At 69.9% G+C, this 26,883-nt stretch carries 29 protein-coding genes; 18 read left to right on the forward strand and 11 right to left on the reverse strand.

Annotated elements, in window-relative coordinates; translation table 11 throughout:
- Positions 1–86 precede the first annotated feature (86 nt).
- Both pspA and pspM read left to right on the forward strand, forming a co-directional pair.
- A complete protein-coding gene (gene pspA / locus G6N64_RS17510) occupies positions 87–899 on the forward strand; it encodes a phage shock protein PspA (protein WP_163798232.1) in 813 nt (270 codons plus the stop codon).
- 22 nt (positions 900–921) lie between these two features.
- Entirely contained in the window at positions 922–1,728 is an 807-nt protein-coding gene (gene pspM / locus G6N64_RS17515; RefSeq protein WP_163798234.1) for a phage shock envelope stress response protein PspM, read from the forward strand.
- 1 nt (position 1,729) lies between these two features.
- Here the strand turns inward: pspM and G6N64_RS17520 are convergent, their stop codons facing one another.
- Complete coding sequence (locus tag G6N64_RS17520; protein WP_163798236.1) at positions 1,730–2,185, reverse strand: limonene-1,2-epoxide hydrolase family protein; 456 nt, start codon at positions 2,183–2,185, stop codon at positions 1,730–1,732.
- 41 nt (positions 2,186–2,226) lie between these two features.
- Between G6N64_RS17520 and G6N64_RS17525 the strand changes: the two genes are divergently transcribed.
- The 4 genes from G6N64_RS17525 (at position 2,227) to recX (ending at position 5,328) form a co-directional block, all read left to right on the forward strand.
- A complete protein-coding gene (locus G6N64_RS17525) occupies positions 2,227–3,399 on the forward strand; it encodes a glycosyltransferase (RefSeq protein ID WP_163798238.1) in 1,173 nt (390 codons plus the stop codon).
- A 9-nt stretch (positions 3,400–3,408) separates the two neighbouring features.
- Positions 3,409–3,603, forward strand: a complete 195-nt coding sequence (locus G6N64_RS17530; protein WP_163798240.1) for a DUF3046 domain-containing protein — start codon at positions 3,409–3,411, stop codon at positions 3,601–3,603.
- A 170-nt stretch (positions 3,604–3,773) separates the two neighbouring features.
- The gene (gene recA, locus G6N64_RS17535) at positions 3,774–4,823 is read left to right on the forward strand and encodes a recombinase RecA (protein ID WP_163798242.1); all 1,050 of its coding nucleotides are present in this window, start codon (positions 3,774–3,776) and stop codon (positions 4,821–4,823) included.
- Positions 4,792–5,328, forward strand: a complete 537-nt coding sequence (gene recX / locus G6N64_RS17540; RefSeq protein WP_163798244.1) for a recombination regulator RecX — start codon at positions 4,792–4,794, stop codon at positions 5,326–5,328. Before recA ends, recX begins: the two co-directional genes overlap by 32 nt.
- 69 nt (positions 5,329–5,397) lie before the next feature.
- On the opposite strand, the gene G6N64_RS17545 is transcribed toward recX, so the two are convergent.
- Entirely contained in the window at positions 5,398–5,778 is a 381-nt protein-coding gene (locus G6N64_RS17545) for a VOC family protein (protein WP_163798246.1), read from the reverse strand.
- Positions 5,779–6,003: 225 nt separating this feature from the next.
- Between G6N64_RS17545 and G6N64_RS17550 the strand changes: the two genes are divergently transcribed.
- On the forward strand, positions 6,004–6,486 hold the full coding sequence (locus G6N64_RS17550; protein WP_174266835.1) for a GNAT family N-acetyltransferase: 483 nt from the start codon (positions 6,004–6,006) through the stop codon (positions 6,484–6,486).
- A 145-nt stretch (positions 6,487–6,631) separates the two neighbouring features.
- On the opposite strand, the gene G6N64_RS17555 is transcribed toward G6N64_RS17550, so the two are convergent.
- The 6 genes from G6N64_RS17555 to G6N64_RS17580 all read right to left on the reverse strand — a co-directional run bounded on the left by G6N64_RS17555 (position 6,632) and on the right by G6N64_RS17580 (position 10,531).
- Positions 6,632–6,898: a hypothetical protein gene (locus G6N64_RS17555; protein ID WP_163798249.1), complete on the reverse strand. Its 267-nt coding sequence runs from the start codon at positions 6,896–6,898 to the stop codon at positions 6,632–6,634.
- Positions 6,895–7,305 carry a DUF1622 domain-containing protein gene (locus tag G6N64_RS17560; protein WP_163798251.1) on the reverse strand — a complete coding sequence of 137 codons (411 nt, stop codon included), beginning with the start codon at positions 7,303–7,305 and terminating at the stop codon, positions 6,895–6,897. Before G6N64_RS17560 ends, G6N64_RS17555 begins: the two co-directional genes overlap by 4 nt.
- Positions 7,306–7,312: 7 nt before the next feature.
- Positions 7,313–8,146, reverse strand: a complete 834-nt coding sequence (locus G6N64_RS17565; RefSeq protein ID WP_163801898.1) for an amino acid ABC transporter permease — start codon at positions 8,144–8,146, stop codon at positions 7,313–7,315.
- Between the two features lie 73 nt (positions 8,147–8,219).
- Positions 8,220–8,900 carry an amino acid ABC transporter permease gene (locus G6N64_RS17570; protein ID WP_163798253.1) on the reverse strand — a complete coding sequence of 227 codons (681 nt, stop codon included), beginning with the start codon at positions 8,898–8,900 and terminating at the stop codon, positions 8,220–8,222.
- A gap of 41 nt (positions 8,901–8,941) precedes the next feature.
- Complete coding sequence (locus G6N64_RS17575; protein ID WP_163801899.1) at positions 8,942–9,730, reverse strand: glutamate ABC transporter substrate-binding protein; 789 nt, start codon at positions 9,728–9,730, stop codon at positions 8,942–8,944.
- A gap of 72 nt (positions 9,731–9,802) precedes the next feature.
- Positions 9,803–10,531 (reverse strand): amino acid ABC transporter ATP-binding protein, encoded by a 729-nt coding sequence (locus tag G6N64_RS17580; RefSeq protein WP_163801900.1) that lies wholly within the window; start codon positions 10,529–10,531, stop codon positions 9,803–9,805.
- A 173-nt stretch (positions 10,532–10,704) separates the two neighbouring features.
- Between G6N64_RS17580 and miaB the strand changes: the two genes are divergently transcribed.
- Both miaB and G6N64_RS17590 read left to right on the forward strand, forming a co-directional pair.
- Positions 10,705–12,237 (forward strand): tRNA (N6-isopentenyl adenosine(37)-C2)-methylthiotransferase MiaB, encoded by a 1,533-nt coding sequence (gene miaB, locus G6N64_RS17585; protein WP_163801901.1) that lies wholly within the window; start codon positions 10,705–10,707, stop codon positions 12,235–12,237.
- The gene (locus G6N64_RS17590; protein WP_246230692.1) at positions 12,234–12,842 is read left to right on the forward strand and encodes an Rv2732c family membrane protein; all 609 of its coding nucleotides are present in this window, start codon (positions 12,234–12,236) and stop codon (positions 12,840–12,842) included. Before miaB ends, G6N64_RS17590 begins: the two co-directional genes overlap by 4 nt.
- Here G6N64_RS17590 and G6N64_RS17595 read toward each other — a convergent pair.
- Positions 12,839–14,170 (reverse strand): DUF349 domain-containing protein, encoded by a 1,332-nt coding sequence (locus G6N64_RS17595; RefSeq protein ID WP_163798257.1) that lies wholly within the window; start codon positions 14,168–14,170, stop codon positions 12,839–12,841. The two genes, G6N64_RS17590 and G6N64_RS17595, sit on opposite strands and share 4 nt — an antisense overlap.
- A 222-nt stretch (positions 14,171–14,392) precedes the next feature.
- Here G6N64_RS17595 and G6N64_RS17600 point away from each other — a divergent pair, with 222 nt between their 5' ends.
- The 5 genes from G6N64_RS17600 to hflX are packed head-to-tail and all read left to right on the forward strand — an operon-like array spanning position 14,393 to position 19,240.
- On the forward strand, positions 14,393–15,289 hold the full coding sequence (locus G6N64_RS17600) for a DMT family transporter (protein ID WP_163801902.1): 897 nt from the start codon (positions 14,393–14,395) through the stop codon (positions 15,287–15,289).
- Positions 15,290–15,298: 9 nt separating this feature from the next.
- Complete coding sequence (locus G6N64_RS17605; RefSeq protein ID WP_163798260.1) at positions 15,299–15,985, forward strand: class III extradiol ring-cleavage dioxygenase family protein; 687 nt, start codon at positions 15,299–15,301, stop codon at positions 15,983–15,985.
- Complete coding sequence (miaA, locus tag G6N64_RS17610) at positions 15,982–16,896, forward strand: tRNA (adenosine(37)-N6)-dimethylallyltransferase MiaA (RefSeq protein WP_163798262.1); 915 nt, start codon at positions 15,982–15,984, stop codon at positions 16,894–16,896. Before G6N64_RS17605 ends, miaA begins: the two co-directional genes overlap by 4 nt.
- A gap of 16 nt (positions 16,897–16,912) precedes the next feature.
- Positions 16,913–17,785 carry a diaminopimelate epimerase gene (gene dapF, locus G6N64_RS17615; RefSeq protein ID WP_163798265.1) on the forward strand — a complete coding sequence of 291 codons (873 nt, stop codon included), beginning with the start codon at positions 16,913–16,915 and terminating at the stop codon, positions 17,783–17,785.
- Between the two features lie 45 nt (positions 17,786–17,830).
- Entirely contained in the window at positions 17,831–19,240 is a 1,410-nt protein-coding gene (gene hflX / locus G6N64_RS17620; RefSeq protein WP_197748280.1) for a GTPase HflX, read from the forward strand.
- Here the strand turns inward: hflX and G6N64_RS17625 are convergent.
- Positions 19,234–21,525 carry a molybdopterin guanine dinucleotide-containing S/N-oxide reductase gene (locus G6N64_RS17625; protein WP_163798269.1) on the reverse strand — a complete coding sequence of 764 codons (2,292 nt, stop codon included), beginning with the start codon at positions 21,523–21,525 and terminating at the stop codon, positions 19,234–19,236. The genes hflX and G6N64_RS17625 overlap by 7 nt on opposite strands.
- 105 nt (positions 21,526–21,630) lie before the next feature.
- Between G6N64_RS17625 and G6N64_RS17630 the strand changes: the two genes are divergently transcribed.
- Positions 21,631–22,803, forward strand: coding sequence for an acyl-CoA dehydrogenase family protein (locus tag G6N64_RS17630; RefSeq protein ID WP_163798271.1), 1,173 nt, complete (start codon positions 21,631–21,633; stop codon positions 22,801–22,803).
- Positions 22,804–22,959: 156 nt separating this feature from the next.
- Positions 22,960–24,978, forward strand: coding sequence for an LGFP repeat-containing protein (locus tag G6N64_RS17635; protein WP_163798273.1), 2,019 nt, complete (start codon positions 22,960–22,962; stop codon positions 24,976–24,978).
- 6 nt (positions 24,979–24,984) lie between these two features.
- Here the strand turns inward: G6N64_RS17635 and lexA are convergent, their stop codons facing one another.
- Positions 24,985–25,674, reverse strand: coding sequence for a transcriptional repressor LexA (lexA, locus tag G6N64_RS17640; protein WP_163798275.1), 690 nt, complete (start codon positions 25,672–25,674; stop codon positions 24,985–24,987).
- 200 nt (positions 25,675–25,874) lie between these two features.
- Between lexA and G6N64_RS17645 the strand changes: the two genes are divergently transcribed.
- Positions 25,875–26,321: a LysM peptidoglycan-binding domain-containing protein gene (locus G6N64_RS17645; RefSeq protein WP_163798277.1), complete on the forward strand. Its 447-nt coding sequence runs from the start codon at positions 25,875–25,877 to the stop codon at positions 26,319–26,321.
- Between the two features lie 94 nt (positions 26,322–26,415).
- A complete protein-coding gene (nrdR, locus tag G6N64_RS17650; RefSeq protein WP_163798279.1) occupies positions 26,416–26,880 on the forward strand; it encodes a transcriptional regulator NrdR in 465 nt (154 codons plus the stop codon).
- Positions 26,881–26,883 lie beyond the last annotated feature (3 nt).

A 26,883-nucleotide genomic window follows, 5' to 3' on the forward strand; every position in this document is an offset into this window, starting at 1 on the left:
GTTGGCAGGTGACGCAGGCGCCCAGGCGACCCCTGACCGCGCAGGCACGAACGACAGACATCGACTCATAAGGCGGGAATGCACTCATGGCCAATCCTTTCGTCAAGGGCTGGAAGTACCTCATGGCGCTGTTCAGCTCCAAGGTCGACGAGTACGCGGACCCGAAGGTGCAGATCCAGCAGGCCATCGAGGACGCACAGCGTCAGCACCAGGCCCTGACGCAGCAGGCCGCACAGGTCATCGGCAACCAGCGCCAGCTGGAGATGCGGCTGAACCGTCAGCTCGCCGACATCGAGAAGCTTCAGGTCAACGTCCGGCAGGCCCTCACGCTGGCCGATCAGGCCGCCTCGACGGGCGACGCGGCCAAGGCGACCGAGTACACCAACGCCGCCGAGGCGTTCGCCGCTCAGCTCGTCACCGCCGAGCAGAGCGTCGAGGACCTCAAGGGGCTGCACGACCAGGCCCTGCAGGCTGCCGGCCAGGCCAAGAAGGCCGTCGAGCAGAACGCGATGATGCTGCAGCAGAAGATCGCCGAGCGCAGCAAGCTGCTCAGCCAGCTCGAGCAGGCCAAGATGCAGGAGCAGGTCAGCGCCTCGCTGCAGTCCATGGGCGAGCTGTCCGCTCCGGGCACCACCCCCAGCCTCGACGAGGTGCGGCAGAAGATCGAACGTCGCTACGCCAACGCGATGGGCGCCGCCGAACTGGCGCAGAACTCGGTGCAGGGCCGGATGCAGGAAGTCCAGCAGGCCAGCGTCCAGATGGCGGGCCATTCCCGGCTCGAGCAGATCCGGGCGTCGATGCGCGGCGACTCGCTCGGCACCGGCACCTCCGCCACCAACCCGGCGACGCCGGCGGTCAACCCGCCCGCCTCGACGCCGGAAAACCCACTGTCGCAATAAGTCTCGCGAAGGATCCGACGCCATGCCGAACGCTCGAAGCCGTACCTGGACCACGCTTCTGCAGCGCGGCGTGGACACCGCCGCGGAGTGGTCGGACGTGGCGGCACAGCGCCTCGGCGCTGCGGCGGACCCGCGCGCCAAGATGCTCCGCAAGAGGCGCTGGGCGTTGCGGGCGGGCGTGTTCTTCGCGTTCGCGACGGCCTTCTGGGTGGCGGTGACGCTCGTGCTGGCCTCGTGGAGCACGCCGGCGTGGGCGCTGCTGATCCCGAGTCCCATCGCGGTCGGCGCCGCCTTCCTGGCGACGCTGGCGTTCGCCCGCTACCGCTGGCTGAAGCGGGCGCCGCTACCCGCCGAGCGCCCGTCCCGCCGCCTCCCGCAGTGGGGGTCGGCGGCTCGGCAGCCGATGGCCACGCTCGCATCCGCCGAGCGCGGGTTGTTCTCGCTGCTGGGCGTGATGGAGCGGGGCCGCATGGTGCCGGCCGACGAGGTGCGCGAGATCACCGAGGCGGCCAACCAGACGTCCGCGGCGATGGCCGCGACCGCCAGGGAGGTCGTGTCCATGGAGCGTGCCATCGCGGCGTCCCCGCAGGCGCGGGCCCACCTGACCCCCACGATTCGCGCCTTCACCGGCCAGCTGCACGCCGGCGCCGCTCAGTACGAGGAGATGGTCACGGCCGCAGCGCGATTGGTGTCGGCCGCCAACAGCGGGTCGATGTCGACGTCGGCGATGTCGGCCGACCGCTACCGTCGTGAACTCGTGTCGGCGACCGATCGGCTCGCCGGGTGGGCGCACGCCTTCGACGAACTCGGCCACCTGCGCGGCGCCTGAGTCACATGCGCGGACGCAGTGCCGGGACGGCGATCCCGGCGAGGCCCCGCAGGAACGACTTCGTGAAGTCGAAGAAGTCGAAGTAGTCCCGCCACAGCGTGATCTCGCCGTCGCGGATCTCGAAGACGCCGCACACCCAGAACTGCATGCGCAGCGGACCCAGCACCAGTGCGTCGGTCCGCTCGTTGAGGACGGTGGAACCCTCGGCGACGTTGCGGTGGAACTTCACCTCGAACGCCATCCTGCCCTCCATGCCGCTCAGCAGCTTCACGACGCGGGCGCGGCCGTGGATCGTCGGGAGGCCGACGTTCTGGTAGGCGACGTCGTCGGCCAGCAGGGCGTCGGCCGTCTCGAAGTCCTGGTCGGACAGGGCGAAGAGGAACCTCTCCACGATGCGTGCGTTGGTGGCGTTGGTCGCGCCGGTCCCGTTGGCTGAAGCCGATGTCTGCTCGGTCATGGGAAGAACAGTAGTCACCAGGGCTGTGACAGGGTAGGCCGATGCACGTCGCGGTCGTGGCCGGTCCCGATCCGGGACATGCGTTCCCGGCCATCGCGCTGTGCCTGCGATTCCTCGCCGCGGGCGACCACCCCACGTTGCTGACCGGCAGGAAGTGGCTGGAGACGGCACGCTCGGCGGGCGTCGACGCCGTCGAACTCGCCGGGCTGGACGCGACCGACTCCGACGACGACACCGATGCGGGAGCCAAGATCCACCGCCGCGCCGCCACGATGGCGGCGCTCAACGAGCCGCTGCTGCGCGACCTCGCACCCGACCTGATCGTCTCCGACGTCATCACGGCCTGCGGCGGGATGGCGGCGGAGTTGATCGGCCTGCCCTGGGTGGAGCTGAGCCCCCATCCGCTGTACCGACCGTCGCGGGGACTGCCGCCGATCGGCAGCGGTCTGGCGCCCGGGACCGGCGTACGGGGCCGCCTCCGCGACGCCGTCATGCGCCGGCTGTCGGCGAGATCGGTCCGTCAGGGCCAGGAACAGCGCAGCACCGCGCGCGTCGGCATCGGGCTGCCCACCCGCGATCCGGGTCCGGCGCGACGGCTGATCGCCACGCTGCCCGCCCTGGAGGTGGACCGGCCGGACTGGCCCGCCGAGGCTGTCGTGGTCGGACCCCTGCACTTCGAGCCGACCGACGCGGTCCTCGACGTCCCCGCCGGCGATGGACCGGTGGTGCTGGTCGCACCGTCCACCGCGACGACCGGGACCGAGGGACTCGCGGAGTTGGCGCTGCGGACGCTGGTCCCGGGCCGGACGCTGCCCGTGGGAGCGCGGGTGGTGGTGTCCCGGCTGGGAGGCGCCGACGTTGAGGTGCCACCGTGGGCCGCGGTGGGGCTGGGCAGGCAGGACGAACTGCTGCGTCACGCGGATCTGGTGGTCTGCGGCGGCGGACACGGCATGGTGGCCAAGACGCTGCTGGCGGGCGTCCCGATGGTCGTCGTGCCCGGTGGGGGAGACCAGTGGGAAATCGCCAATCGCGTTGTGCGCCAGGGTAGTGCGGAGTTGATCCGGCCGCTGCGCGAGGAGGCCCTGGTGGCCGCGGTGCGCGACGTGCTGGCCGATCCGCGCTACCGGGACGCCGCGCGGCGCGCCGGAGCCGACGCCCACGCGGTCGACGATCCGGTACGGGTGTGCCACGACGCCCTCGGATCCGCTCGGTAGGTTGGTCGCGTGCGATTGACGGAATTCCACGAGCTGGTCTACGAACGGTTCGGTGAGATGCGAGGCGCCTCGCTGCTCGTCGACCACGTGCTGAGCGCGTTGGACGGGCGCACGCCCGCCCAGGCCATCGAGGCCGGCGTCGACCCGCGCGACGTCTGGCGCGCGCTGTGCGCGGACTTCGACGTGCCGCGCGACCAGTGGTGACGGCCGTCGCGAACTGACGTCGGCGGGTCCGACGGCGTGTCCACTTGTATCGAACACGTGTTCGTCTACTGTGGTGATCGTTCGAACGCGGGACTTGTCGGTGGCCTCCTCTAACGTCGCGGCCAACCGATCGGAAACCGATCGAGAACCCACCAGGACGGAGACACACCATGCCGCAAGCACCGGATCGCGAGAAGGCCCTAGAGCTGGCCCTCGCACAGATCGAGAAGAGTCACGGCAAGGGCTCGGTGATGCGCCTCGGCGAGGAGGTGCGCCAACCGATCTCGGTCATCCCGACCGGATCGATCGCCCTCGACGTCGCCCTCGGCATCGGCGGTCTGCCCCGCGGCCGCGTCGTCGAGATCTACGGCCCGGAGTCGTCGGGCAAGACCACCGTCGCCCTGCACGCCGTGGCCAACGCCCAGGCCGCGGGCGGCATCGCGGCGTTCATCGACGCCGAGCACGCGCTCGACCCCGACTACGCCAAGAAGCTGGGCGTCGACACCGACTCCCTGCTGGTCAGCCAGCCGGACACCGGTGAGCAGGCGCTGGAGATCGCCGACATGCTGATCCGGTCCGGCGCGCTCGACATCCTGGTCATCGACTCGGTGGCCGCACTCGTGCCCCGCGCCGAGATCGAGGGCGAGATGGGCGACAGCCACGTCGGTCTGCAGGCCCGCCTGATGAGCCAGGCGCTGCGCAAGATCACCGGCGCCCTGAGCAACTCGAACACGACGGCGATCTTCATCAACCAGCTGCGCGAGAAGATCGGCGTGATGTTCGGTTCGCCCGAGACCACCACGGGCGGCAAGGCGTTGAAGTTCTACGCCTCGGTGCGCCTCGACGTGCGTCGCATCGAGACCCTCAAGGACGGCACCGATGCGGTCGGCAACCGGACGCGCTGCAAGATCGTCAAGAACAAGATGGCGCCGCCGTTCAAGCAGGCCGAATTCGACATCCTGTACGGCAAGGGCATCTCGAAGGAGGGCTCGCTCATCGACATGGGTGTCGAGCATGGCTTCGTCCGCAAGTCCGGCTCCTGGTTCACCTACGAGGGCGAGCAGCTGGGGCAGGGCAAGGAGAACGCCCGCAACTTCTTGATGGAGAACCCCGAGACCGCCGCGGAGATCGAGAAGAAGATCAAGGAGAAGCTCGGCATCGGTGCCGTGTTGACCAACGACGCTTCCGATGACGTCCTTCCCGCTCCCGTCGACTTCTGATCCGGCGGACTCTCCGTCGCGCGACGAGCAGGCGCGGGCGATCTGCCTGCGCCTGCTCACCGTGCGGGCGCGCACCCGGGCCGAACTGGCGACCAAGCTCGCCACCCGCGGCTTCGCCGAGGAGGAGATCGCCCGTTCGCTCGACCGGCTCACCGACGTCGGGCTGATCGACGACGAGGACTTCGCCGAGCAGTGGGTGCGTTCCCGACAGGTCAACGCGGGCAAGGGAAGACGCGCCCTGGCTGCCGAATTGCGCACCAAGGGCGTCGACAAGGAGATCATCGAGGACGCCCTGTCGGGGATCGACGCCGACACCGAACGCACGCGTGCCGAGCAGTTGGTCGCCGACCGGCTCCGGCGCGAGAAGTTCGACGACGACGCGGCCGAGGCCAAGGTGATGCGGCGGCTGGTCGGGATGCTCGCGCGGCGCGGCTACGGGCAGTCGATGGCGCTCGACGTCGTCAAGGTCGCCCTGGCCGGCGAGCGCGAGCGGCGCCGGGTGTAGTCGCCCGGGTCAGTCGGCGGCGCAGTCGGTGTGAGGACCATCGCGCTGACTGGGATCGACGCTGCTTTCTCAGAGTGGGTCCAGGCGTGTCCGGAGCAGGCAGAACTCGTTCCCCTCGGGATCAGCCAATACGAACCAGCTCTCCTTACCCGTCTGGCCGATGTCGGCCGGGCGCGCCCCAAGGGCCAGAAGGCGTTCAAGTTCGGCTTCCTGGCTACAGTCCGTGGCGTTGACGTCGATGTGTAGCCGGGACTTGCCCTTTTCCGGTTCGTCCCGGCGGCTAAGGATGATCGTTGGCTGTGGGCCACCGAACCCTTCGCGCGGCCCGATTTCCACGGTGCCGTCATCCTCGCGACCAAGCACAACGAAGTCCAAGACCTCGCACCAGAACTTCGCGAGCACCTCGGGGTTGCGGCACCCAAGCACGAGTTCGCTGATACGGCATGCCATTAAGACACCTACTCTCAGTCGTGAAACCCTCGTGGGGAGCAACGACTTTGAACGCCATGGAGCCCACCGTTCGAGGACAAGCCCGGAATGTTACTGGGCGAGATTGCGCTGTGCGCGCGATTTCTTTCACGGGCCACCGTAGTGGGGTGCTTCAGCGCGGAGTGCAGCTGTTCCTGCACACCGTAATTTGATCCAATAGTCCTGCCAACTACTAGATTTCGGAGCATGCCTGACGTGACTATTCGGGCAGCGCGCGCCGACGAACACCGAGAAATCTCGGAACTCGCATTGCGCTCGAAGAGTTACTGGGGCTACAGCGAAGAGTTCCTCGATGCCTGCCGCGAGGAACTCACTTTCGATGCCGAGGCGTGCGCGTCGGGTATGGCGTGGGTGGCCCTGGACGGTCCCGCGATCGTCGGCGTCAGCGTCATCGAGGGTGCGCCTCCCATCGGGGAACTCGCGGGTCTCTTCGTCGATCTGCCAGCGATCGGCACCGGGTGTGGCCGGATGCTCTTGACCCACACCTTGCGCGCTGCACGAGAGTTCGGCTTCGTGGAGCTAGTACTGGACGCGGACCCAGGCGCTGAACTCTTCTACACGCGCTTTGGTGCAGAGCGAATCGGCACCTCACCCAGCGGCGTGCTTCCCGGGCGAGTGCTGCCGCACATGAAGTTCGTCTTGGACCAATCGTCGACTCCCGGGTTGTGACCCTGCCGCGGCTTGACACCGATCAACGAGAGTCTCTGTTCGTTTCCCCGACGTCCACTCCGACGGCGACAATGACTCTAGTGACGTCGCGTTGACGGTCTACACCGCCGACCCGGATTCGGCTGCGGCGGAGCGAATGACCGCATTAGCGCGCCACGCGGGCCTGGGCTGATGGGGCTCGCGCCGAGTCCGCCGCCACCAGTCCCCGGGTCACCACCTGACGGAGCACGACGACGCCTGCCGTCACGGCGATGGTCGCCCAGGAGGCGTCGGCGCTGAGCCGCAGCAGGCCGGCGGCGAGGAACAGGTCGAGCAGCACGTGCAGCGCGAGGATGGGTCGGCCGAACACCGCCAGCGTGACACCCGCCAGCAGGATCGCCGCCGCGGCCACCAGCCAGGAGACGGCGATCACGGCGACGCGGTGTCCACGGGTGGCGGCGCCGCCTTCTCCCGATCGATCGCGGACTGCTCCTGGGCGATCTCCTTGGCCAGGAAGTAGTTCAGCGCGGTGCGGATCGCTGCGATGGCGGCGAGCTTGCCGATCTCGTCGAACGACGGCGAGATCGCCGTCCGCAGCACGTCGGCGGCGAGCTGGAACTCCAGCCCCAGAGCCAGGAACCGGCCCAGCGTCAGCCGCACGGAGGAGAACCCGACGACGTCGCGGCGCGCCAGCACCATCACGAACCGCACGATGGCGACCAGCGCGCCGGTCACGATGACGATCGCACCGCACGCCTCGACGAGGCGCACCATCACGTCGACGGTGCCGCGCAGCATCGACTCGGGGAGTAGGTCGAAGGCGAGTGTCGTCGAGGTCATGTCGGCACTAGAGCGCCTTCGCGCCGGGCGCGCCCTCCTGCTCGACACCCTGGATCTCGAGCGGCGCGGGTCCACGCCGCGACCGCCGCAGACGACGCTCCAGCCGGGTCGCGAACGCGGACAGGGCGAAGTTGACGCCGATCATCAACAGGGCGATCACGATGAGTGCCGGCACGTAGTTCCCGTACGACGACCCCACGACGGTGCCCTGGCGGACCATCTCGACGAACGTGATCTGGTAGCCGATCGCCGTGTCCTTCAACACCACCACCATCTGGGACACCAGCACCGGAAGCATGGACGTGATGGCCTGCGGCAACATGATCGACCGCATCGTCTGACCCCACCGCAGACCCAGCGCCTCGGCCGCCTCCGACTGGCCCCGGGGCAGCGCGTTGACGCCCGCCCGCACGATCTCGGCAATGACGGCGCCGTTGTACAGCGTCAGGCCGGTGATCACGCCCGCCAGCGCCAGGTACTTCGACGGGAACACGTCGTAGAGGGCGAAGAGGAAGTAGGCGAAGATCATCATGATCAGCACGGGGATCGCGCGGAAGACCTCCACGATCACCGAGCACAGCCAGCGGATCGGGGTGTGGGTCGACAGCCGACCGACGCCCAGCACGAAGCCCAGGATCAGCGCCAGCACGATCGAGACGGCCGCCGCCGTCAAGGTGCCCTCGACACCCGGGAGGACGTAGGTCGTCCAGAGGTTCGAGGTGAGGAACGGTTCCCACTTCGCCGCGTCGAGTTGACCCCTGCTGTAGAGCCGCCAGCCGACCACCACGGCGACGAGGATCAGCACCAGGACGGTGAGCACGGTGATGACGATGTTCCGCATCCTGGCGCGCGGGCCGGGGGCGTCGAACAGGACACTCGTCACCGTTCACCTCTGTTCTTCGCGCAGGCGCTCATCACCGCGCCACGGCCAATCTCTTGCCCAGGTACCCGAACAGCAGGCCCAGTGGCAGCGTCAGCACCATGAACCCGAGCGCGAAGATCGTGCCGATCACCAGCAGCGCCGCGGTGTTCTCGATCATCTCCTTCATGAGCAGCGCAGCCTCGGCCACGCCGATCGCCGACGCGATCGTCGTGTTCTTCGTCAAAGCGATCAACACCGACCCCAGTGGGATGAGAACCGCGCGGAAAGCCTGCGGTAGCAGGATGATCCGAAGGTTCTGACTGAACGACAGCCCCAGTGAGCGGGCGGCCTCGGCCTGACCCAGCGGCACGGTGTTCACCCCGGAGCGGATGGTCTCACACACGAACGACGCGGTGTAGACCGTCAATCCGAGCACCGCGAGCCGGAAGTTGCTGTCCTCGATCGACGTCGTGGATTCCATGTCGACCAGCGAGATCCCCAGCGTCTGGGACAGGCCGAACGAGCAGAACAGGATGATCAGCGTCAAAGGCGTGTTGCGGACGACGTTGACGTAGGAGGTCCCCAGCCAGTTCAGCACCGGCACCGGTGACATCCGCATGGCGGCCAGCACCGTGCCGATGATCAACGCACCGACGGCCGAGAACACCGTCAACTGAACCGTCGTCCAGAACGCCTCGAAGATCTGGTCGCGGTACTCGGAGAAGACCTCCACGTGGGCTCCGCTGGTCCGGCGTCAGCTCGCTGGGCGCCGGTTCAGTTCTTGGCGATCGCCGGCGGTGCGGGCGTCGGGATCCCGGCCGGACCGAGGTTCTTCTCGAACGCGGCCTTCCAGGCGCCGTCGGCCTCCATCTTGGTCAGCGCGTCGTTGATCTTGGTCTGCAGCTCGGTGTCGTCCTTCTTCAGGCCGATGCCGTAGTTCTCCTCGGAGAACGGCTCACCGACGATCTTGAAGGCGCCCGGACTCTGCGCGGCGTAGCCCGCGAGGATGACCTCGTCGGTCGTCACCGCGTCGATCGCGCCGTTCTTCAGCGCCTCGATGCAGGCCGAGTAGGTGTCGTACTGCTGCAGCTGCACGCTGGGGAACTCGTCCTTGATCTTCTGCGCGGGCGTGGATCCCGAGACCGAGCACAGCTTCTTGTTGTTGGCGAGCGAGTCCTTGCCGGTGATGTCGGTGTTGTCGGCCTTGACGAGCAGACTCTGACCGGTGACCAGGTACGGGCCGGCGAACGACACCTTCTCCTTGCGCGCGTCGGTGATCGAGTAGGTGGCGACGACGTAGTCGACCTGACCGTTCTGGATCAACGTTTCGCGCTGGCTCGACGGCGACTCCTTGAACTCGATCTTGTCGGGCTCGTAGCCCAGTTCCTTCGCCACGTAGGTGGCGACGTCGACGTCGAACCCGCTGTAGGTGCCGTCGGGGTTCTTCATGCCGAGCCCCGGCTGGTCGAACTTGGTGCCGATCACGATCTTGCCCTCGTCGGAACCGCCACCGCCACCGCCACACGCGGTGAGCGACAGGGGGAGTGCGACGGCGACCGCCATGGTGGCGGCAACCTTGAATCGCAGGGAGAACGGCCTGTGGGAAGACACGGAGATGATTCCTTTCGACAGTGCTCAGTGGTTGAGGATCTTGCCGAGGAAGTCCTTGGCACGATCGGATCTCGGATTGTTGAAGAACTCTTCGGGTGCGGCGTCCTCGACGATGGCCCCGTCGGCCATGAAGACGACGCGGTGCGAGGCTCGGCGGGCGAACCCCATCTCGTGGGTGACGACGACCATCGTCATGCCGTCCGAGGCCAGCGACGACATCACCGCGAGAACCTCGTTGATCATCTCGGGGTCGAGCGCGCTGGTCGGTTCGTCGAACAGCATCACCTTGGGGTTCATGGCGAGCGACCGCGCGATCGCGACGCGCTGCTGCTGCCCCCCGGACAACTGCGCGGGGTACTTCTCGGCCTGGTTGGCCACCCCGACGCGTTCGAGCAGCGTCATCGCGTGCGTGCGCGCCTCGGCCCGGCCCAACTTGCGGACCTTCATCGGCGCGAGCGCGACGTTGTCGACGATGGTCTTGTGGGCGAACAGGTTGAACGACTGGAACACCATGCCGACCTCGGACCGCAGCTCGGCGAGCTTGCGTCCCTCGGCGGGCAGTGGGACGCCGTCGACGGCGATGCTGCCGGAGTCGATCGGCTCGAGGCGATTGATGGTGCGGCACAACGTCGACTTGCCCGATCCGGACGGGCCGAGGACGACGACGACCTGGCCTCGGGGGACCTCGAGATTGATGTCCTTCAACACGTGCAGTTCGCCGAAGTGCTTGTCGACGTGCTGCATCGAGATCATCGGCTGACTGATCGACGCCGGTTCGCTCATGAACCGCCCCGGTGCGGTCGGCGACCGATCGATTCCATGCGGACAGACCTTACCCAGGTAACGCCCAGACCGCCGAGGTCTAGGCAATCCGAGGAATTTGGTGTCGTCGGCGCCGCCGATACCATTGGGGAGTGACCTCCTCCATGACGCGCGACCCCTCGCCGGCGACCGGCGCCGTCGCTGCGAACGGGGTCGAGGACGCCCGGACCTACCAGGTCCGCACCTACGGCTGCCAGATGAACGTGCACGACTCCGAGCGTCTCGCCGGTCTGCTCGAGGAGGCCGGGTACCGGCGCGCCGCGGACGGGACGGACGCCGACGTCGTGGTCTTCAACACCTGCGCGGTACGGGAGAACGCCGACAACAAGCTGTACGGGAACCTGAGCCACCTCGCTCCGCGCAAGCAGTCCGACCCGCGCATGCAGATCGCCGTCGGCGGCTGCCTCGCGCAGAAGGACCGCGACGCGGTGCTCCGCAAGGCCCCGTGGGTGGATGTGGTGTTCGGCACGCACAACATCGGGTCACTGCCGGTGCTGCTGGAGCGGGCGCGGCACAATCGGGAGGCCCAGGTCGAGATCGCCGACGCGCTCCGGGAGTTCCCGTCCGCGCTGCCCGCCACCCGCGAATCGGCCTACGCCGCATGGGTGTCGGTCTCGGTGGGGTGCAACAACACCTGCACGTTCTGCATCGTGCCCGCGTTGCGCGGCAAGGAGGTGGATCGCAGCCCGTCGGACGTGCTCGCCGAGGTGCGGGCACTGGCCGAGCAGGGCGTGCTCGAGGTCACCCTGCTGGGCCAGAACGTGAACGCCTACGGGGTGTCCTTCGCCGACCCGGCCCTCGACCGCGACCGTGGCGCCTTCGCGAAGCTGCTCCGCGCCTGCGGCGACGTCGACGGGCTCGAGCGGGTACGGTTCACCTCGCCTCATCCCGCGGAGTTCACCGACGACGTGATCGAGGCCATGGCCGTCACGCCGAACGTGTGCCCCACGCTGCACATGCCGCTGCAGTCCGGATCCGACCGCGTGCTGAGGGCGATGCGCCGGTCCTACCGCGCCGAGCGCTACCTCGGCATCATCGACCGCGTGCGCGCGGCCATCCCTCGCGCCGCGATCACCACCGACGTCATCGTCGGCTTCCCCGGTGAGACGGAGGAGGACTTCGCCGCCACCCTCGAGGTCGTCGAGGAGGCCCGCTTCGCGAGTGCCTTCACCTTCCAGTACTCCAAGCGCCCGGGCACACCGGCCGCGGACCTACCCGATCAGCTGCCGAAAGCCGTTGTGCAGGAACGCTATCAGCGACTGGTCGATCTGCAGGAGCGGATCTCGCTCGAGGAGAACCGCGCACTCGTCGGCCGGGACGTCGAACTCCTCGTCGCCGCGGGCGAGGGACGAAAGGACGTCGCGACCGCCCGGATGTCCGGACGGGCCCGTGACGGTCGACTGGTGCACTTCGCACCGCACGGCCGCGACGTCCGCCCCGGCGACGTGGTCGTCACCACCGTGACCGCGGCCGCCCCGCACCACCTCACCGCAGACGCCACCCCGATCGCCCACCGGCGGACCAGGGCGGGAGACGCTCACGAAGCCGGTCGGCGCGTGACCACCAACGTCGGCCTCGGCATTCCAAGCATCGGAGTGCCGGCCGTCCAACCCATCGTGACGGGATGCAGCCTGTGACCGACCAACGTGGTCCCGGCGGCGCCGGGTCCTCCAACGGCGACTTCGACGACTTCAAGGGCGACCTCGAGGACGCCGAGCGCCGAGTGTCACGCGAGATCGACCCCGGCTCCCGGGCCCTGGTCGTCGCGATCCTCGTGTTCGTGCTCCTGCTGTCGTTCCTGCTGCCGCACACCGGTGGCGCACGCGGCTTCGACGCGCTGATCGGCAGCGACGCCGCCGTCCGCGAGGCGATCGCGCTGCCGTCGCGGGTGTTCACCTGGCTGGTCCTGGTGTTCGGCGTCGGTTTCTCCATGCTGGCCCTACTGACGCGGCGCTGGGCGCTGGCCTGGATCGCCGCCGCCGGGTCCGCCATCGCATGCCCGATCGGGATGCTGGCCGTGTGGTCCCGCCAGACCGTCTCCGACGGCCACCCGGGGCCGGCCTACGGCCTGGTCATCGCGTGGATCGCCGTCATCCTGCTGACGTTCCACTGGATCCGCGTCGTATGGTCGCGCACCGCCGTCCAGCTGGCGGCCGAGGAGGAGCGCCGCCGCATGGTGGCCCAGCAGCAGCGCCCGACCCTGCTCGACGAGGGCGACGCCGGCCGCCCCCCGACCGGCTAGCGCTTCTTGCCGAGCGCCTCGACCGCGGTCTCCGCCCACTGGCGCCACTGCGCCGCGCTGGCCCGGGCCTGCTCCGCGTCCTTCGCCCGGCCGGCCGCCTCGGCCTTCTCGGCCTGACGTTCGAACTGGTCGGCGCGCTCGCGGAACTGGTCGGCCCTGGCCTTCGCCTCGGGATCGGTCCACCCGGTCGACGCGGCGTCGCGCACCTTCTTCTCGATGTTGCGCAGACGGCGTTCGAGGTCGGCGTCGCGCTCACGCGGTGCCTTGCCGATCGCGTCCCACTTGTCGCCGATCGCCCGCAGTGCGGCGCGCGCGGCATCGACGTCGGTCACGTCGATCGCCTCGGCCTGGGCGAGCAGTGCCTCCTTGGCGGTGCCGTTGCCCGCGAACTCGGCGTCGCGTTCGGCGTTGACCGCGTTGCGGGCCTTGAAGAACTTGTCCTGCGCGCCCTTGAACCGCTTCCACAGCGCGTCGTCGACGTCCTTGGCCGTCCGGCCGGCCGCCTTCCACTGGACCAGCAGGTCGCGGAACGTCGCGCCGGTCGGGCCCCAGTCGGTCGAGTCGGCGAGGGCCTCGGCGCGCTCGCACAGCGCCTCCTTGGCCTGTCGGACGCCCGCCCGTTCGCGGTCGAGTTCGGCGAAGTGCGAGCCGCGGCGCCGGTTGAACGTCTCGCGAGCCGACGAGTACCGCTTCCAGAGCGCGTCGTCGGTCTTGCGGTCGAGACCGGTGATCGTCCGCCACTCGTCGAGGATCTCCCGCAGGCGATCGCCGGAGGCCTTCCACTGGGTGGACGAGGCGGCGATCTCTTCGGCCTCGACGGCGAGGGCCTCCTTGCGCGCGGTCTGCGCGGCACGGTGCTCGTCGCGGCGCTGCCGTTCCTCGGTCGCATGCGAGTCGGCCGTCTCGACGATGGCCGCCAGGCGCGCGGCGAGCGCGTCGACGTCGCCCAGGATCGACGCCGTGGCCAGCCCCTCGGCGAGCGTGCCCGCGGCTGCCTTGATCTTGCGCGCGTCGCCGGTGCCCGACGACAGGCGGTGCTCCATCAGCGCGACCTCGGTGTGCAGGTCGTCGTACCGGCGCCCGAAGTGCGCGTAGGCCGCTTCGGTGTCGCCTGCCTGCCACGACCCGATCTGCCGCTCACCGGATGCGGTGATCAGCCACACCGTGCCGTCGGGGTCCACCCGGCCGAAACGGTGCGGGTCCGCGGTCGGGGGGACCGTCGGCGCCGCTGGTGCTGCCGCGGCAGTCGGGCCGGGCCTCGGACCGGGCCGGGGTGGTCCGGGTCGGGGCGCGGGCTTGGGGGGTCCGCCTGACTCGCTGATCGTCATGTCGTCATCTCCGTGCACTCTGCGTGGGGACCCACGCTCCTGCCGCGCGACGCGGCGCCGATGTCTCGCCCGCTATTCAAACAGGTCGTGGGATGCCGTGCGCACGCCTTCGCACGAGCCGTTGCCTAGGCTCGACTTCTCGCGGGCCGGTGACCCGTGGTTCGCAGCAGGTCGAAGGCCAGGAGGACGACGGCGTTGGACGCGATTGGCATGAACCTGGTTGTGGACAGGGCCGACATCGCCGCGCTCCTGGCGCTCGCGGCCGCGTTCTTCATCGCGATCGGCGACGTGATCCACCAGCGGTCCGCCCACGACGTCACCGACGAGCCCGTCGGGCACCTGACGCTGTTCCTCCGGCTGCTTCGCGACCGGCAGTGGTGGCTGGGCAGCGGCGTGTCCGCCGCGGGGTTCGGCTGCCAGGCCGCGGCGCTCGGTCTCGGCTCGGTCCTGCTGGTCCAGGCGGTGATGGTGACCTCGCTGCTGTTCGCGCTGCCGATCAGCGCACGGGCGACCGGCCGGTCGGTGACCCGGTTCCAGTGGACGTGGGCGGCGCTGCTGGCGGTCGCGATCGGCGTCATCGTGACGATCGGCAACCCGACCGAGGGCCAGTCGCGCGGCGACGTCCAGACCTGGTCGATCGTGCTGGCGGTGATGGTCCCCGCGATGGTGGTCTGCGTCGTCGCCGCTCGGTTCCTGCACGGGTCGACGGGCGCGGTGCTGCTCGCACTGGTGTCGGGGGCGCTGTGGGGCGCGTTCGCCGTCCTGCTGAAGGGCGTGATGGACCGTCTCGACGACGGACTCCTGGAGCTGCTCAAGACCCCCGAGACGTACGCGGCGGTGGTGGTCGCCGTGCTGGGCACGGCGTGGCAGCAGTCGGCGTTCCGCGCCGGGGCCCTCACGGCGTCGCTGCCGACGATGACCGTCACCGAACCCGTCGTCGGATCGGTGCTCGGCGTCGTGATCCTCGGGGAGGCGCTGCGCCCCGGCGAGGCGGGCTGGGTGACCCTGTCGATCGCGTTCACGGTGATGGTGATCGCGACGGCGGCGCTGGCGCGCGGCGAGGCGGTCAACACCCAGGCGGCGGGTCTGGCGGGCTCCGGCGGCGCGGGCGCTGACTAGCGTGGGGACGTGCTGACCGCCGTCGCCGTCGTTCCCTCCGCGCCCGTGCTGGTGCCAGAACTGGCCACCGGGGCCGCCACGGAGGTGGCCGACCTGCGCGCCGCGGTGCTGCGGGCGGCCGCCGAACTCCCGGACCGATGGGTGGTGATCGGCGTCGCCGACGACGAGGCCGTCGTCGCCCCGACCGCCCGGGGCACCTTCGCCGGCTATGGCGTGGACGTCCCCGTCGCGCTCGGACCCGATCCCGACGGCGAGCCGAGCGAGCTGCCGCTCTGCGCGCTGATCGCCGGATGGGTTCGCGCAGAGGCGAATCCGCGTGCCGCGGCCGAGGTCCGCGCCTACGCTGCCGCTCTCGACCCCGACGCCGCGGTAGCCGCGGGACGGTTGCTGCGGGCCGAGGTCGACGCGACCACCGAGCCGGTGGGCGTGCTGGTCGTCGCCGACGGCGCCAACACCCTGACACCGTCCGCGCCCGGCGGACACGATCCCGACTCGATCGAAGTGCAGGCCGCCCTCGACGACGCGCTGGCCGCCGGCGACGCGGCCGGGCTGGCGGCCGCCGACGCGCACGTCGTCGGACGCGTCGCGCACCAGGTGCTGGCCGGGCTGCTCGGTGAGCGTGCGGCGTCGGCCACGGAGCTGTACCGCGGCGCGCCCTACGGGGTGGGGTACTTCGTGGGTGTGCTGAGGCCATGACGCGTCCGGTCGCAATCGTCGGGCCCACCGGCACCGGCAAGTCGGCGCTGGCGCTCGAGGTCGCCGAGCGGCTCGGCGGCGAGATCGTCAACGCCGATGCGATGCAGCTGTACCGCGGCATGGACATCGGCACCGCGAAGCTGCCCGTCGACGAGCGCCGCGGCGTGCCGCACCACCAGCTCGACGTCCTCGACGTCACCCAGACCGCGACCGTCGCGAACTACCAGCAGGCCGCCGCCGCCGACGTCGAGGCGATCGCCGCGCGCGGTGCGGTGCCCGTCGTGGTCGGCGGATCGATGCTGTACGTGCAATCGCTGCTCGACGAGTGGGCCTTCCCGGCGACCGATCCGGACGTACGGGCGCGCTGGGAGGCCCGGCTCGCCGAGGTCGGCGTCGCCGCGTTGCACGCCGATCTCGCACGCGCCGACCCGGGCGCCGCGGCCTCGATCCTGCCCACCGACGGCCGCCGCATCGTGCGCGCGCTGGAGGTCGTGGAGCTGACGGGTCTGCCCTTCGCGGCCAGCGCGCCCACGATCGGGGAGCCGCGCTGGGGCACGCTGATCGTCGGGGTGGACCGGGAGACCTCGGTGCTCGACGAGCGGCTCGCCCGACGCACGGACCTGATGTTCGACCAGGGCCTGGTCGGCGAGGTGGAGGCGCTGTGCGAGCAGGGCCTGCGCGAGGGCGTCACCGCCGCCCGTGCGCTGGGATACGCGCAGGTGCTCGAGGCGCTCGACGCCGGGGGGAGTGCCGCGGCGCTGACCGACGCCCGCGAGCGCACGTTCATCGGGACGCGACGGTACGTGCGGCGGCAGCGGTCGTGGTTCCGACGCGACCACCGCATCCTCTGGCTGGACGGTGCGGCCGAGGGGAACGCGGAGGCGGTGCTGGCGGCCGTCCGCGCAGGTTGACGCCTATCCTGATGGGATGAGGTTCGCGAAGGGGCACGGCACGCAGAACGACTTCGTCGTGCTGCCCGACCTCGACGCGCGGATCGACCTCGCCGCCGATTCGGTCGCCGCGCTGTGCGACCGCCGGCGCGGCCTCGGCGCGGACGGCGTCCTGCGCGTGACGCGCGCCGGTGCGGCGCTCAACGCCGGCGTGTTCGACCGCATCCCCGAGGGCGTGACCGCCGACGACTGGTACATGGACTACCGCAACGCCGACGGGTCGATCGCGCAGATGTGCGGCAACGGCGTCCGGGTGTTCACCCACTACCTGCGCGCCAGTGGTCTGGAGTCGCGCGACGAGTTCGTCGTCGGTTCGCTGGCCGGTCCTCGGCCGGTGGTCCTGCACCGCGTGGACGACGTGCACGCCGACGTCACCGTCGACATGGGCAAGGCCAACACCACCGGCACCGGCACCGCCGTGGTGGGCGGACGCACCTTCACCGGCACGGCCGTCGACGTGGGCAACCCGCACCTCGCCTGCGTCGACGAGACCCTCACGCTCGACGGACTGGCCGCGCTCGACGTCGCCGCGCCCGTCCGGTTCGACGCCGCACAGTTCCCCGACGGCGTGAACGTCGAGATCCTCACCGAGGAGCTGGACGGCGCCGTCGCCATGCGCGTCCACGAACGCGGCGTGGGCGAAACCCGTTCCTGCGGAACGGGAACCGTGGCGGCAGCCGTCGCCGCCCTCGAGCATCGAGGCGTCCAGACCGGGGCGCTGCTGGTCCGGATCCCCGGCGGCGAGGTGACCGTCACCGTCACCGATGCCACCAGTTTCCTGCGCGGTCCCTCGGTGCTCCTGGCACACGGGGACCTCGCGGAGGAATGGTGGCGCTCCCATCTGCGTTAATCGAGGTGCATGAACAGTGATCTCCGTGCGAACGTGTATTCGCCCATGACGTCCGATTTCTTCTCCAACTCCGTCCCGAGCACCGGTGAACTCGCGCTCGAGGACCGCGTCGCGCTGCGTCGCGTCGCGGGTCTGTCCACCGAACTCGCCGACGTGTCCGAGGTCGAGTACCGCCAGCTGCGCCTCGAGCGCGTCGTGCTGGTGGGCGTGTGGACCGACGGCAGCGCCGCCGACGCCGACGCCAGCCTCGCCGAACTGGCCGCGCTGGCCGAGACCGCGGGCTCCGAGGTGCTCGAGGGCCTCATCCAGCGCCGCGACAAGCCCGACCCGTCCACCTACATCGGGTCCGGCAAGGCCCAGGAACTGCGCGACGTCGTCGAGGCGACCGGCGCCGACACCGTCATCTGCGACGGCGAGCTGAGCCCCGCGCAGCTGAACGCGCTCGAGAAGGCCGTCAAGGTCAAGGTCATCGACCGCACCGCGCTGATCCTCGACATCTTCGCCCAGCACGCCACGTCCGCGGAGGGCAAGGCGCAGGTGGCCTTCGCGCAGATGGAGTACATGCTGCCGAGGCTGCGCGGCTGGGGTGAGTCGATGTCCCGCCAGGGCGGCGGTGCGGGTGGCAGCGGCGGCGGCGTGGGTACGCGCGGCCCCGGTGAGACCAAGATCGAGACCGACCGTCGCCGGATCCGCGAGCGGATGAGCAAGCTGCGCCGCGAGATCAAGGACATGAAGAAGATCCGCGACACCCAGCGCGGCGGACGCCGTCGCAGCGAGGTGCCGTCGGTCGCGATCGTCGGCTACACCAATGCCGGCAAGTCCAGCCTGCTGAACGCGCTGACCGGCGCGGGCGTCCTGGTGGAGAACGCACTGTTCGCCACACTCGAACCGACCACGCGCCGTGGGCACTTCGACGACGGCCGACCGTTCGTCCTCACCGACACCGTCGGCTTCGTCCGGCACCTCCCGACGCAGCTCGTCGAGGCGTTCCGCAGCACGCTGGAGGAGGTCGTCGACGCCGACCTGCTGGTGCACGTCATCGACGGGTCCGACACCAACCCGCTGGCCCAGATCAACGCGGTCCGCAAGGTGGTCAACGACGTCGTCGCCGACTACGACATCGCCCCGCCGCCGGAATTGGTGGTGGTCAACAAGACCGACGCCGCTTCTGGGCTGATCCTCGCCCAGTTGCGCTCGGCCCTGCCCGACGCGGTGTTCGTGTCGGCGCGCACCGGTGACGGCCTGGACCAGCTGCGCCGCCGGATGGGGGAGATGGTGATCGCCACCGACGAGGCCGTCGACGTGACCATCCCCTACGACCGGGGTGACCTGGTCGCCCGCATGCACGCCGACGGTCGCATCGAGGCCACCGAGCACACCCCTGACGGCACGCGCGTCAAGGCGCGGGTGCCCGCGGCGCTGGCGGCGAGCCTCGGCGACTTCGCGACCTACTGAGCGTCGGGCCGCCGGACGATCACCGGCGGCTCGTGCGCCCGGACGGGCGGCAGTGGGCGGTCGAACCGCTCGATCTGCACCAGCACGTGCGCGCCGGTGCACCCGTGGGCCAACTTCGACGTCCCGACGTCGGCGGTGAGCACGTTCGGGTTGCCGTGCACGCACAGCGAATTCGCGTCGGCCGGATCCTCGGGGTCGTACCAGGCGCCGGTCGACAGCTGCACCACGCCGGGACGCAGGCCGTCGTCCACCACGACCCCGGCCAGGCACGCGCCGCGGTCGTTGAACACCCGCACCACCTCGCCGTCGTCGACGCCGCGCGCGGCCGCATCGGTGGGGTGCATGCGGATGGGCTCGCGGCCCTGGACCTTCGAGGCCTGGCTGACCGCGCCGCCGTCGAGCTGACCGTGCAGCCGCGTCGCCGGCTGATTGGCCAGCAGGTGCAGCGGAAACTCCTGGGCGCGAGGACCACCGAGCCACTCGTCGGGCTCGAGCCACGCCGGGTGGCCCCTGCAGTCGTCGTAGCCGAACCCATCGATGTCATCCGAGAAGATCTCGATGCGACCGCTTGGCGTGTGCAGGCGGTGCGCGACGGGGTCGGCGCGGAAGTCGGCCAGCAGCGTGAGACCGGGTTCGGTGGGCAACCGCACCGATCCGGCCCGCCAGAACTCGTCGAACGGCGGCACCTCGAACGTCAGCCCGTACGACCAGGTCTGATACATGTGCTCGAGCCACTCGCGGGCCGTGCGTCCCTCGGTGAACGCCTCGCCGAACCCGAGGCGGTGGGCGAGCGCGGAGAAGGTGGCGTAGTCGTCGCGCGAGTCCGCGTGCGGTTCGGCGAGTGCGGGCATGGCCACCAGCAGCGGGTCGTTGTGCGAGCCGGAGTAGTCGTCGCGTTCGTAGGGCGTCGTGGACGGCACCACCACGTCGGCGTGCTTGGCCATCGCCGTCCAGTACGGGTCGTGCACCACGACGGTGTCGGGCCGGGCCATGGCGCGACGCAGGCGTCCGATGTCCTGATGGTGGTGGAAGGGGTTCCCGCCCGCCCAGTAGACCAGCCGGATGTCGGGGTAGGTGAGGCTCAACCCGTTGTAGTCGAACGGTTCGCCGGGATGAAGCAGCATGTCGCTGACCGCGGCGACGGGGATGAACGTCCGGACGGGGTTGGGGCCCTGGGGCAGCGAGGGGAGCCGGCAGCGCAGCGGTGGCAGGCCGGCCTCGTTCATCGAGCCGTAGCCGTGGCCGAATCCGCCTCCGGGAACGCCGATCTGGCCGAGCATGGCCGCCAGCGTCAGGCCCATCCACGGTGCCTGCTCGCCGTGCCGGGTGCGTTGCAGCGACCAGCTGATCGTCACCAGGGTGCGGCCCGCGGCCATCCGGCGGGCCAGTTCGGTCAGCTGGTCGGCGGGCAGCCCGCAGACGTCCTCGGCCCAGCGCGGCGACTTCGGGACGCCATCGTCGACGCCCAGTAGGTAGCGCTCGAACCTGTCGTACCCGGTGCAGTAGCGCTCCAGGAACGCCTTGTCGGCGAGGCCCTCGGTGGCCAGCACGTGCGCCATGGCCAGCATGACCGCCACGTCGGTGCCCGGCACCGGGGCCAGCCACTCGCAGTCGCCGTCGACGTCGTCGCGCAGCGGTGAGAACGACACGATGCGACCGCCGCGCTCGCGCAGCCGACGCAGGGCGTCCCGGGTCGGATGTGCCGTGGTGCCGCCGTCGTTGATGCCGGTGTTCTTCATCGGCACCCCGCCGAAGCACACCATCAGATCGGTGTGGGCGGCGATGACGTTCCAGTCGGTGGACCGCTTGAAGAGGTCGTCGTGGGTGCCGACGACCCTCGGCATGATGACGCCCGTGGCACCGAGGCTGTAGGAGTGCCGCGAGAAGGTGTAGCCGCCCAGGAGTTTCAGGAACCGGTGCACCTGGCTCTGCGCGTGGTGGAACCGGCCTGCGCTGGACCAGCCGTAGGACCCGCCGTAGATCGCCTCGTTGCCGTGGGTGTCGACGACGCGCCGCAGTTCGGTCGCGAGCAGCTCGGTCAGCTCGTCCCACGACACCGCGACGAACTCCTCGGCGCCGCGCCGGTCGCTCGGACCGGGCCCGTCCTCGAGCCAGCCGCGCCGCACCGCGGGGCCCTCGACCCGGGACCGGTGTCGCAGCGACCCGGGCAGATTGCCGAGTAGGGGAGACGGATCGGCGTCGCCCCGCATCGGGTGCACGGCCGCGATGTCGCCGTCGACGACGTCGGCGGTGAATGCGCCCCAGTGGGCGAGGCTGCCGGTCATGCGTCGATCCTAGGGGCCCGATTCTGCGGTACCACGGGTCTCAACCATCCGGTTGGGTGGTATATGGTCGAAGACACATCCCGTCCGTCGATCCGGAGGTTCTCCATGGCCGCGACCAGCCAGGTCATCAAGTTCGAGCGCACCCTGTTCGAAGCCGAGCACGACATGTTCCGCGAGTCGTTCCGATCCTTCCTCGATCGGCACGTCGCGCCGTTCCACGATCAGTGGGAGAAGGACAAGATCGTCGACCGCGGCGTGTGGCTCGAGGCGGGCAAGCAGGGCTTCCTCGGCATGGCGGTCCCCGAGGAGTACGGCGGCGGCGGCAACCCCGACTTCCGCTACAACGTCATCGTCACCGAGGAGTGCAGCGCCGGCCGGTTCAGCGGGCTGGGCTTCGCGCTGCAGAACGACATCATCGCGCCGTACCTGCTGCGGCTGGGCACCGAGGAGCAGAAGCAGCGCTGGCTGCCCGGGTTCTGCTCCGGCGAGCTGATCACCGCGATCGCCATGACCGAACCCGGCACCGGCTCCGACCTGCAGGGCATCACGACCCGCGCGGTCAAGCAGGAGGACGGCAGCTGGGTCCTCAACGGCTCGAAGACGTTCATCACGAACGGCATTCACGCCGACCTCGTCATCGTGGTGGCGTGCACCGACCCGGAGAAGGGTGCCCTGGGGTTCTCGCTGCTCGTGGTCGAGCGCGGCATGGAGGGCTTCGAACGCGGCCGCCACCTCGACAAGATCGGCCTCGACGCACAGGACACCGCCGAGCTGTCGTTCACCGACGTGCACGTTCCGGCCGAGAACCTGCTGGGTGACGAGGGTTCGGGCTTCGTGTACCTGATGGAGAACCTGCCGCAAGAGCGCATCAGCATCGCCGTCATGGCCGCGGCGGGCATGGAGGCCGTGCTCGAGCAGACGCTGCAGTACACCAAGGAGCGCAAGGCGTTCGGCAAGCCCATCGGCAGCTTCCAGAACACCCGCTTCTCGCTCGCCGAACTCTCGACCGAGGCCACCGTCGTCCGGATCATGGTCGACGAGTTCCTCGCGCTGCACCTCGAGGAGAAGTTGACGGCCGAGCAGGCCGCCATGGCGAAGTGGTACTCGACCGAGGCCCAGGTCCGGCTCAACGACCGCTGCCTGCAGATCCACGGCGGCTACGGATACATGCGCGAATACCCCGTGGCCAGGGCTTATCTCGATTCCCGGATCCAGACCATCTACGGCGGGACGACCGAGATCATGAAGGAGATCATCGGCCGGAGCCTCGGCGTCTAGCCGTCCGAGGCGCCCCGTGTGGCGAACTCTCGACGGGACCCGTGGCGCGACACTCGCCCGCGACCGCTCCGATATCCCTCAAGATGGACGTCGACTGACGCAAAGTTGACGCACACGCCACTTCGAGGGAACCGTGAGCGATCACGGGAGGGACTGATGACTGGGCTTCACACGTGGGTCGGCAGGTTCATGGGACGCGCGAGCGCCGCCGTGTTCATCGCGGCTGCGGTCGTCGCACTGGCGCCCATGGTGCCACTCGCGTCGGCCGCTCCGGACGGTGACGCCGACGTCGCCATGACGCAGGCGTGGGAGGCCGGCGGTGGCGCGACTGGTCCGCTCGGACCCAAGGACGGCGGCGTGTATCCCGTCGGCGCCGGCTTCGGGCAGAACTTCGCGGGCGGTCGCATCTTCTTCACCCCGGACACCGGCGCCAGGATCATGCAGGGCGCGATCCTCGACAAGTACCTCGCCCTCGGCGGTCCCGGCGACGGCGACCTCGGCTTCCCGAACATCGACGAGGGCCCGGGGCGCGCCCCCGGCAGCCGCAACACGACGTTCAGCGCCGCCGACAAGCCGGTGATCTTCTGGACGCCCGACACCGGCGCGCACGTCGTCCGGGGTGCCATCAACGCGGCATGGGACCGCCTCGGCGGATCCGCGGCCGTGCTCGGAGTCCCGACCGAGGACGAGGTCTACCGAGGCGACGTGGTGTCCCAGACGTTCACCGGTGGGGAGCTGTCGTGGAACCGGGTCACCAAGGCGTTCACCTCCACGCCGCCCGAACTGGCCGGACAACTCGACGGACTCGAGATCCCCGGGGACGCCACCTCCGCGATCGCCGCCGCGCGGCGCGCCGCGGGCGGACCGCTGGGACCCCTCGGCGCAGCGCAGGGGCCGCCGACGTCCGTGGGTGACGACGGCCTGGAGCAGACCTTCGCGGGCGGCAAGATCTTCTACAGTCCCGGCACCGGCGCCGCCGTCATCACCGGTCAGGTGCTCGCCAAGTACGAGAGCGTGGGCGGACCCGGCGGCGACCTCGGCTTCCCGACGGCCGACGAGGCGGACGGTGGCCTGGCGCCGGCAAGCCGCTTCGCGACCTTCGCCGCCGAGGACGAGCCGGTGATCTTCTGGACCCCCGACTTCGGCGCGATGATCGTGCGTGGGCCGATGAACGCGGCGTGGACGAAGCTCGGCGGAGCGGAGGGCGACCTCGGTGCGCCGACCGCCGATCAGACCGACGACGGCGACGTCGTCACCCAGACCTTCGCCAACGGCGCCATCTCGTGGAACCGGGCGTCGGGCGAATTCACCACCGAACCACCGGCCCTCGCATCTCAGCTGTCGGGCCTCGACGTGCCCGGCCAGAACGCGCCGCAGGCTCCCCAGACGTCGGCCGGCACCGACTCCGCCGACGATCAGAAGTGGTACCGGCAGTGGTGGTGGCTGCTCGCCGTCGTCCCCGTCCTCGTACTCGTCGGTGCCGTCGTGGCGGCCGTCGTGCTCAACCGCCGTCGCCGCGACGACCGGGAGCCGTTGAACACCTTCGACGACTACGACGAGTACGACGACGACGACGAAGACGACGGGGAGTTCGACTCGGGCCCGGTACCCGTCGGCGATCAACCCAGGGTGAATCAGCCGCCGTACGTGCCGCTGAGCGCCTGGGCGATGCCGAACGAGGAGGAGCGTCCCGCCGGTCCGGTGGACGCTCCCGACGCGGGTCGGGTTCCGGATGCCTTCGCCGACGACCAGGATGCGATCGACACCACGCCGACCCGGGTGGTCACCGCCGACGAACTCGCGAATGCCAATGCGGCATCGGACGATTCACCCCCGGAGCCGTCGGGCCTGGCCGCGTCGGTGATCGCTCCGACTCCGGAGCACGAACCCGAACCGGCGTCCCGGGAGGATCCGACGACGTCGGAGGACCTGACGGGCGGTCCGCCCAGCGGCCGGCACGCGGCGATCTCCAGGGACGCCACGTCGCCCTCGCAGACGTCGTTGCTGCTCGCCATGAACAATCCGTTCGACGCGCCCGACGGCTACCCCATCAAGGCCGACACCAGGACCGGTCTCTACTTCCTGCCGGAGTCCCCGGAGTACGACCGCGTGCGGGCCGAGATCTGGTTCGCCAGCGAGGAATTCGCCCTTACGAACGGATTCACTCGGGGCTGACCGCGGTCAGATCTTGCGGATGACGGTGACGACCTTGCCGAGGATGGCGGCGTCGTCGCCGGGGATCGGTTCGAACGCGGGGTTGTGCGGCAGCAGCCACACGTGACCGCGGGTCCGCTTGAACGTCTTGACCGTGGCCTCGCCGTCGATCATCGCGGCGACGATGTCCCCGTTGTCGGCGACGTTCTGCTGGCGGACGACCACCCAGTCACCGTCGCAGATGGCGGCGTCGATCATCGACTCGCCGACGACCTTGAGCAGGAACAGTGAACCCTCGCCGACCAGGACCTTGGGCAGGGGGAACACGTCCTCCACGGCCTCCTCGGCCAAGATCGGCCCGCCCGCGGCGATGCGGCCGAGGACGGGGACGAACGTCGGCTCGGGTAGTGCGTCGGAGCCCGCGACGTCGGTGGTGACCACGGGTGTCACGTGATCGTCGGCGCCCCGGACGTCCACTGCGCGTGGACGATTCGGGTCGCGCCGCAGGAACCCCTTCTTCTCCAGGGTGCGCAACTGGTGCGCCACCGACGACGTCGACGTCAGTCCGACCGCGTCGCCGATCTCGCGGATGCTCGGTGGATACCCACGCGTGGTGACCGACGAGCGGATCACGTCGAGGATGGTGCGCTGTCGTTCGGTGAGGTCGGCGTCACGACGCGGTTGTGTGCCGTTTCGGGTGTCGCTGCTGTCACTCATGGCGCCGAATCTAGTCCTCGCGGGACCGATAATCAAACATGTGTTCGACGCGTGTCGCGGCGGACGGGACGTGTCGGTGGCCCTCGATATGGTCTGCAACAGTTCGATCACATGTTCTAGTCATCGAACACCTGAGCGATTATAGTTCGAACACAAGAGCGAACGACGGCTCCGACTCGGCGACCACGGAAGGCCCTGACATGACCATCATCACCCGCGAACACCCCACCGAACTGGTCGCCCGCCCGGTGCGCCCGCGGCCCGACGCGCGGCGTGGCCCGCAGCGCCGCAGGCCGTCCGGCGAGCCGCTGCGCTACCGCGGCACCGGCGTCCTGATGTCGCGGGCGTCCCACCGGCGCAAGCCCATCACCCCGGCCACCACGGTGCTGCTGGCGCTGGTCGCGGCGGGCATCACGGTGTGGCTCGGGCTCGTCTCGCACTTCGGCGCCCCGGTCGAGGAGCCGGCCGCCGTTCCCGGTCAGCTGGCGGTGGTGCAGGTGCAGCTGGGGGAGTCGCTGCAGCAGCTCGCGCAGCGGGTGGCGCCCGACGCGCCCGTCGGCGCGATGGTGGCCGAGATCCGCGAACTCAACGAACTCGACTCCGTGGCAGTGGCTGCCGGGCAGACGCTGATCGCACCGGTCGGCTGACCGCGCCATGCGCATGCGCCACCAGACTCCCTGCCCCGCGGCGGTAGGCTCGTACCTGACCGGGACGTCCGGGCTGGTACGGGAAGGGGCGGAGATGCACTGTCCGTTCTGTCGTCATCCGGATTCGCGGGTGGTGGACTCCCGCGAGGCGGACGAGGGCCAGGCCATCCGCCGGCGACGGTCCTGCCCGGAGTGCGGCAAGCGCTTCACCACCGTCGAGACGGCCGTGCTGGCGGTCGTGAAGCGCAGTGGCGTCACCGAGCCGTTCAGTCGCGAGAAGGTCATGAAGGGTGTTCGGCGGGCTTGTCAGGGCCGCGACGTCGACGACGACGCCCTGAACCTGCTCGCGCAGAAGGTCGAGGACGCCGTGCGCGGCACCGGTTCGCCCGAGGTGCCCAGTAACGAGGTCGGGCTGGCCATCCTCGGTCCGCTGCGGGACCTCGACGAGGTCGCGTACCTGCGGTTCGCGTCCGTGTACCGGTCGTTCTCGTCGGCCGAGGACTTCGAGCGGGAGATCGAGGCGCTGCGCGCCCACCGCGAAGTGTCGTCGACGTCCTGACGC

It is taken from the genome of Mycolicibacterium sediminis (assembly GCF_010731735.1).
GTDB lineage: Bacteria > Actinomycetota > Actinomycetes > Mycobacteriales > Mycobacteriaceae > Mycobacterium > Mycobacterium sediminis.

What these genes read in the sequence shown, in the direction of transcription:
- G6N64_RS17525 (WP_163798238.1), top strand. Translation starts at nt 2,227, where the DNA reads ATGCACGTCGCGGTCGTGGCCGGTCCCGATCCGGGACATGCGTTCCCG.
- G6N64_RS17595 (WP_163798257.1), bottom strand. Translation starts at nt 14,170, where the DNA reads ATGACGATCAGCGAGTCAGGCGGACCCCCCAAGCCCGCGCCCCGACCC.
- hflX (WP_197748280.1), top strand. Translation starts at nt 17,831, where the DNA reads ATGACGTCCGATTTCTTCTCCAACTCCGTCCCGAGCACCGGTGAACTC.
- G6N64_RS17625 (WP_163798269.1), bottom strand. Translation starts at nt 21,525, where the DNA reads ATGACCGGCAGCCTCGCCCACTGGGGCGCATTCACCGCCGACGTCGTC.
- G6N64_RS17635 (WP_163798273.1), top strand. Translation starts at nt 22,960, where the DNA reads ATGACTGGGCTTCACACGTGGGTCGGCAGGTTCATGGGACGCGCGAGC.
- G6N64_RS17645 (WP_163798277.1), top strand. Translation starts at nt 25,875, where the DNA reads ATGACCATCATCACCCGCGAACACCCCACCGAACTGGTCGCCCGCCCG.
- G6N64_RS17520 (WP_163798236.1), bottom strand. Translation starts at nt 2,185, where the DNA reads ATGACCGAGCAGACATCGGCTTCAGCCAACGGGACCGGCGCGACCAAC.
- miaB (WP_163801901.1), top strand. Translation starts at nt 10,705, where the DNA reads ATGACGCGCGACCCCTCGCCGGCGACCGGCGCCGTCGCTGCGAACGGG.
- pspM (WP_163798234.1), top strand. Translation starts at nt 922, where the DNA reads ATGCCGAACGCTCGAAGCCGTACCTGGACCACGCTTCTGCAGCGCGGC.
- recX (WP_163798244.1), top strand. Translation starts at nt 4,792, where the DNA reads ATGACGTCCTTCCCGCTCCCGTCGACTTCTGATCCGGCGGACTCTCCG.
- nrdR (WP_163798279.1), top strand. Translation starts at nt 26,416, where the DNA reads ATGCACTGTCCGTTCTGTCGTCATCCGGATTCGCGGGTGGTGGACTCC.
- pspA (WP_163798232.1), top strand. Translation starts at nt 87, where the DNA reads ATGGCCAATCCTTTCGTCAAGGGCTGGAAGTACCTCATGGCGCTGTTC.
- G6N64_RS17575 (WP_163801899.1), bottom strand. Translation starts at nt 9,730, where the DNA reads ATGGCGGTCGCCGTCGCACTCCCCCTGTCGCTCACCGCGTGTGGCGGT.
- G6N64_RS17580 (WP_163801900.1), bottom strand. Translation starts at nt 10,531, where the DNA reads ATGATCTCGATGCAGCACGTCGACAAGCACTTCGGCGAACTGCACGTG.
- G6N64_RS17630 (WP_163798271.1), top strand. Translation starts at nt 21,631, where the DNA reads ATGGCCGCGACCAGCCAGGTCATCAAGTTCGAGCGCACCCTGTTCGAA.
- G6N64_RS17560 (WP_163798251.1), bottom strand. Translation starts at nt 7,305, where the DNA reads ATGACCTCGACGACACTCGCCTTCGACCTACTCCCCGAGTCGATGCTG.
- recA (WP_163798242.1), top strand. Translation starts at nt 3,774, where the DNA reads ATGCCGCAAGCACCGGATCGCGAGAAGGCCCTAGAGCTGGCCCTCGCA.
- G6N64_RS17545 (WP_163798246.1), bottom strand. Translation starts at nt 5,778, where the DNA reads ATGGCATGCCGTATCAGCGAACTCGTGCTTGGGTGCCGCAACCCCGAG.
- G6N64_RS17565 (WP_163801898.1), bottom strand. Translation starts at nt 8,146, where the DNA reads ATGCGGAACATCGTCATCACCGTGCTCACCGTCCTGGTGCTGATCCTC.
- lexA (WP_163798275.1), bottom strand. Translation starts at nt 25,674, where the DNA reads ATGAGTGACAGCAGCGACACCCGAAACGGCACACAACCGCGTCGTGAC.
- dapF (WP_163798265.1), top strand. Translation starts at nt 16,913, where the DNA reads ATGAGGTTCGCGAAGGGGCACGGCACGCAGAACGACTTCGTCGTGCTG.
- G6N64_RS17550 (WP_174266835.1), top strand. Translation starts at nt 6,004, where the DNA reads ATGCCTGACGTGACTATTCGGGCAGCGCGCGCCGACGAACACCGAGAA.
- miaA (WP_163798262.1), top strand. Translation starts at nt 15,982, where the DNA reads ATGACGCGTCCGGTCGCAATCGTCGGGCCCACCGGCACCGGCAAGTCG.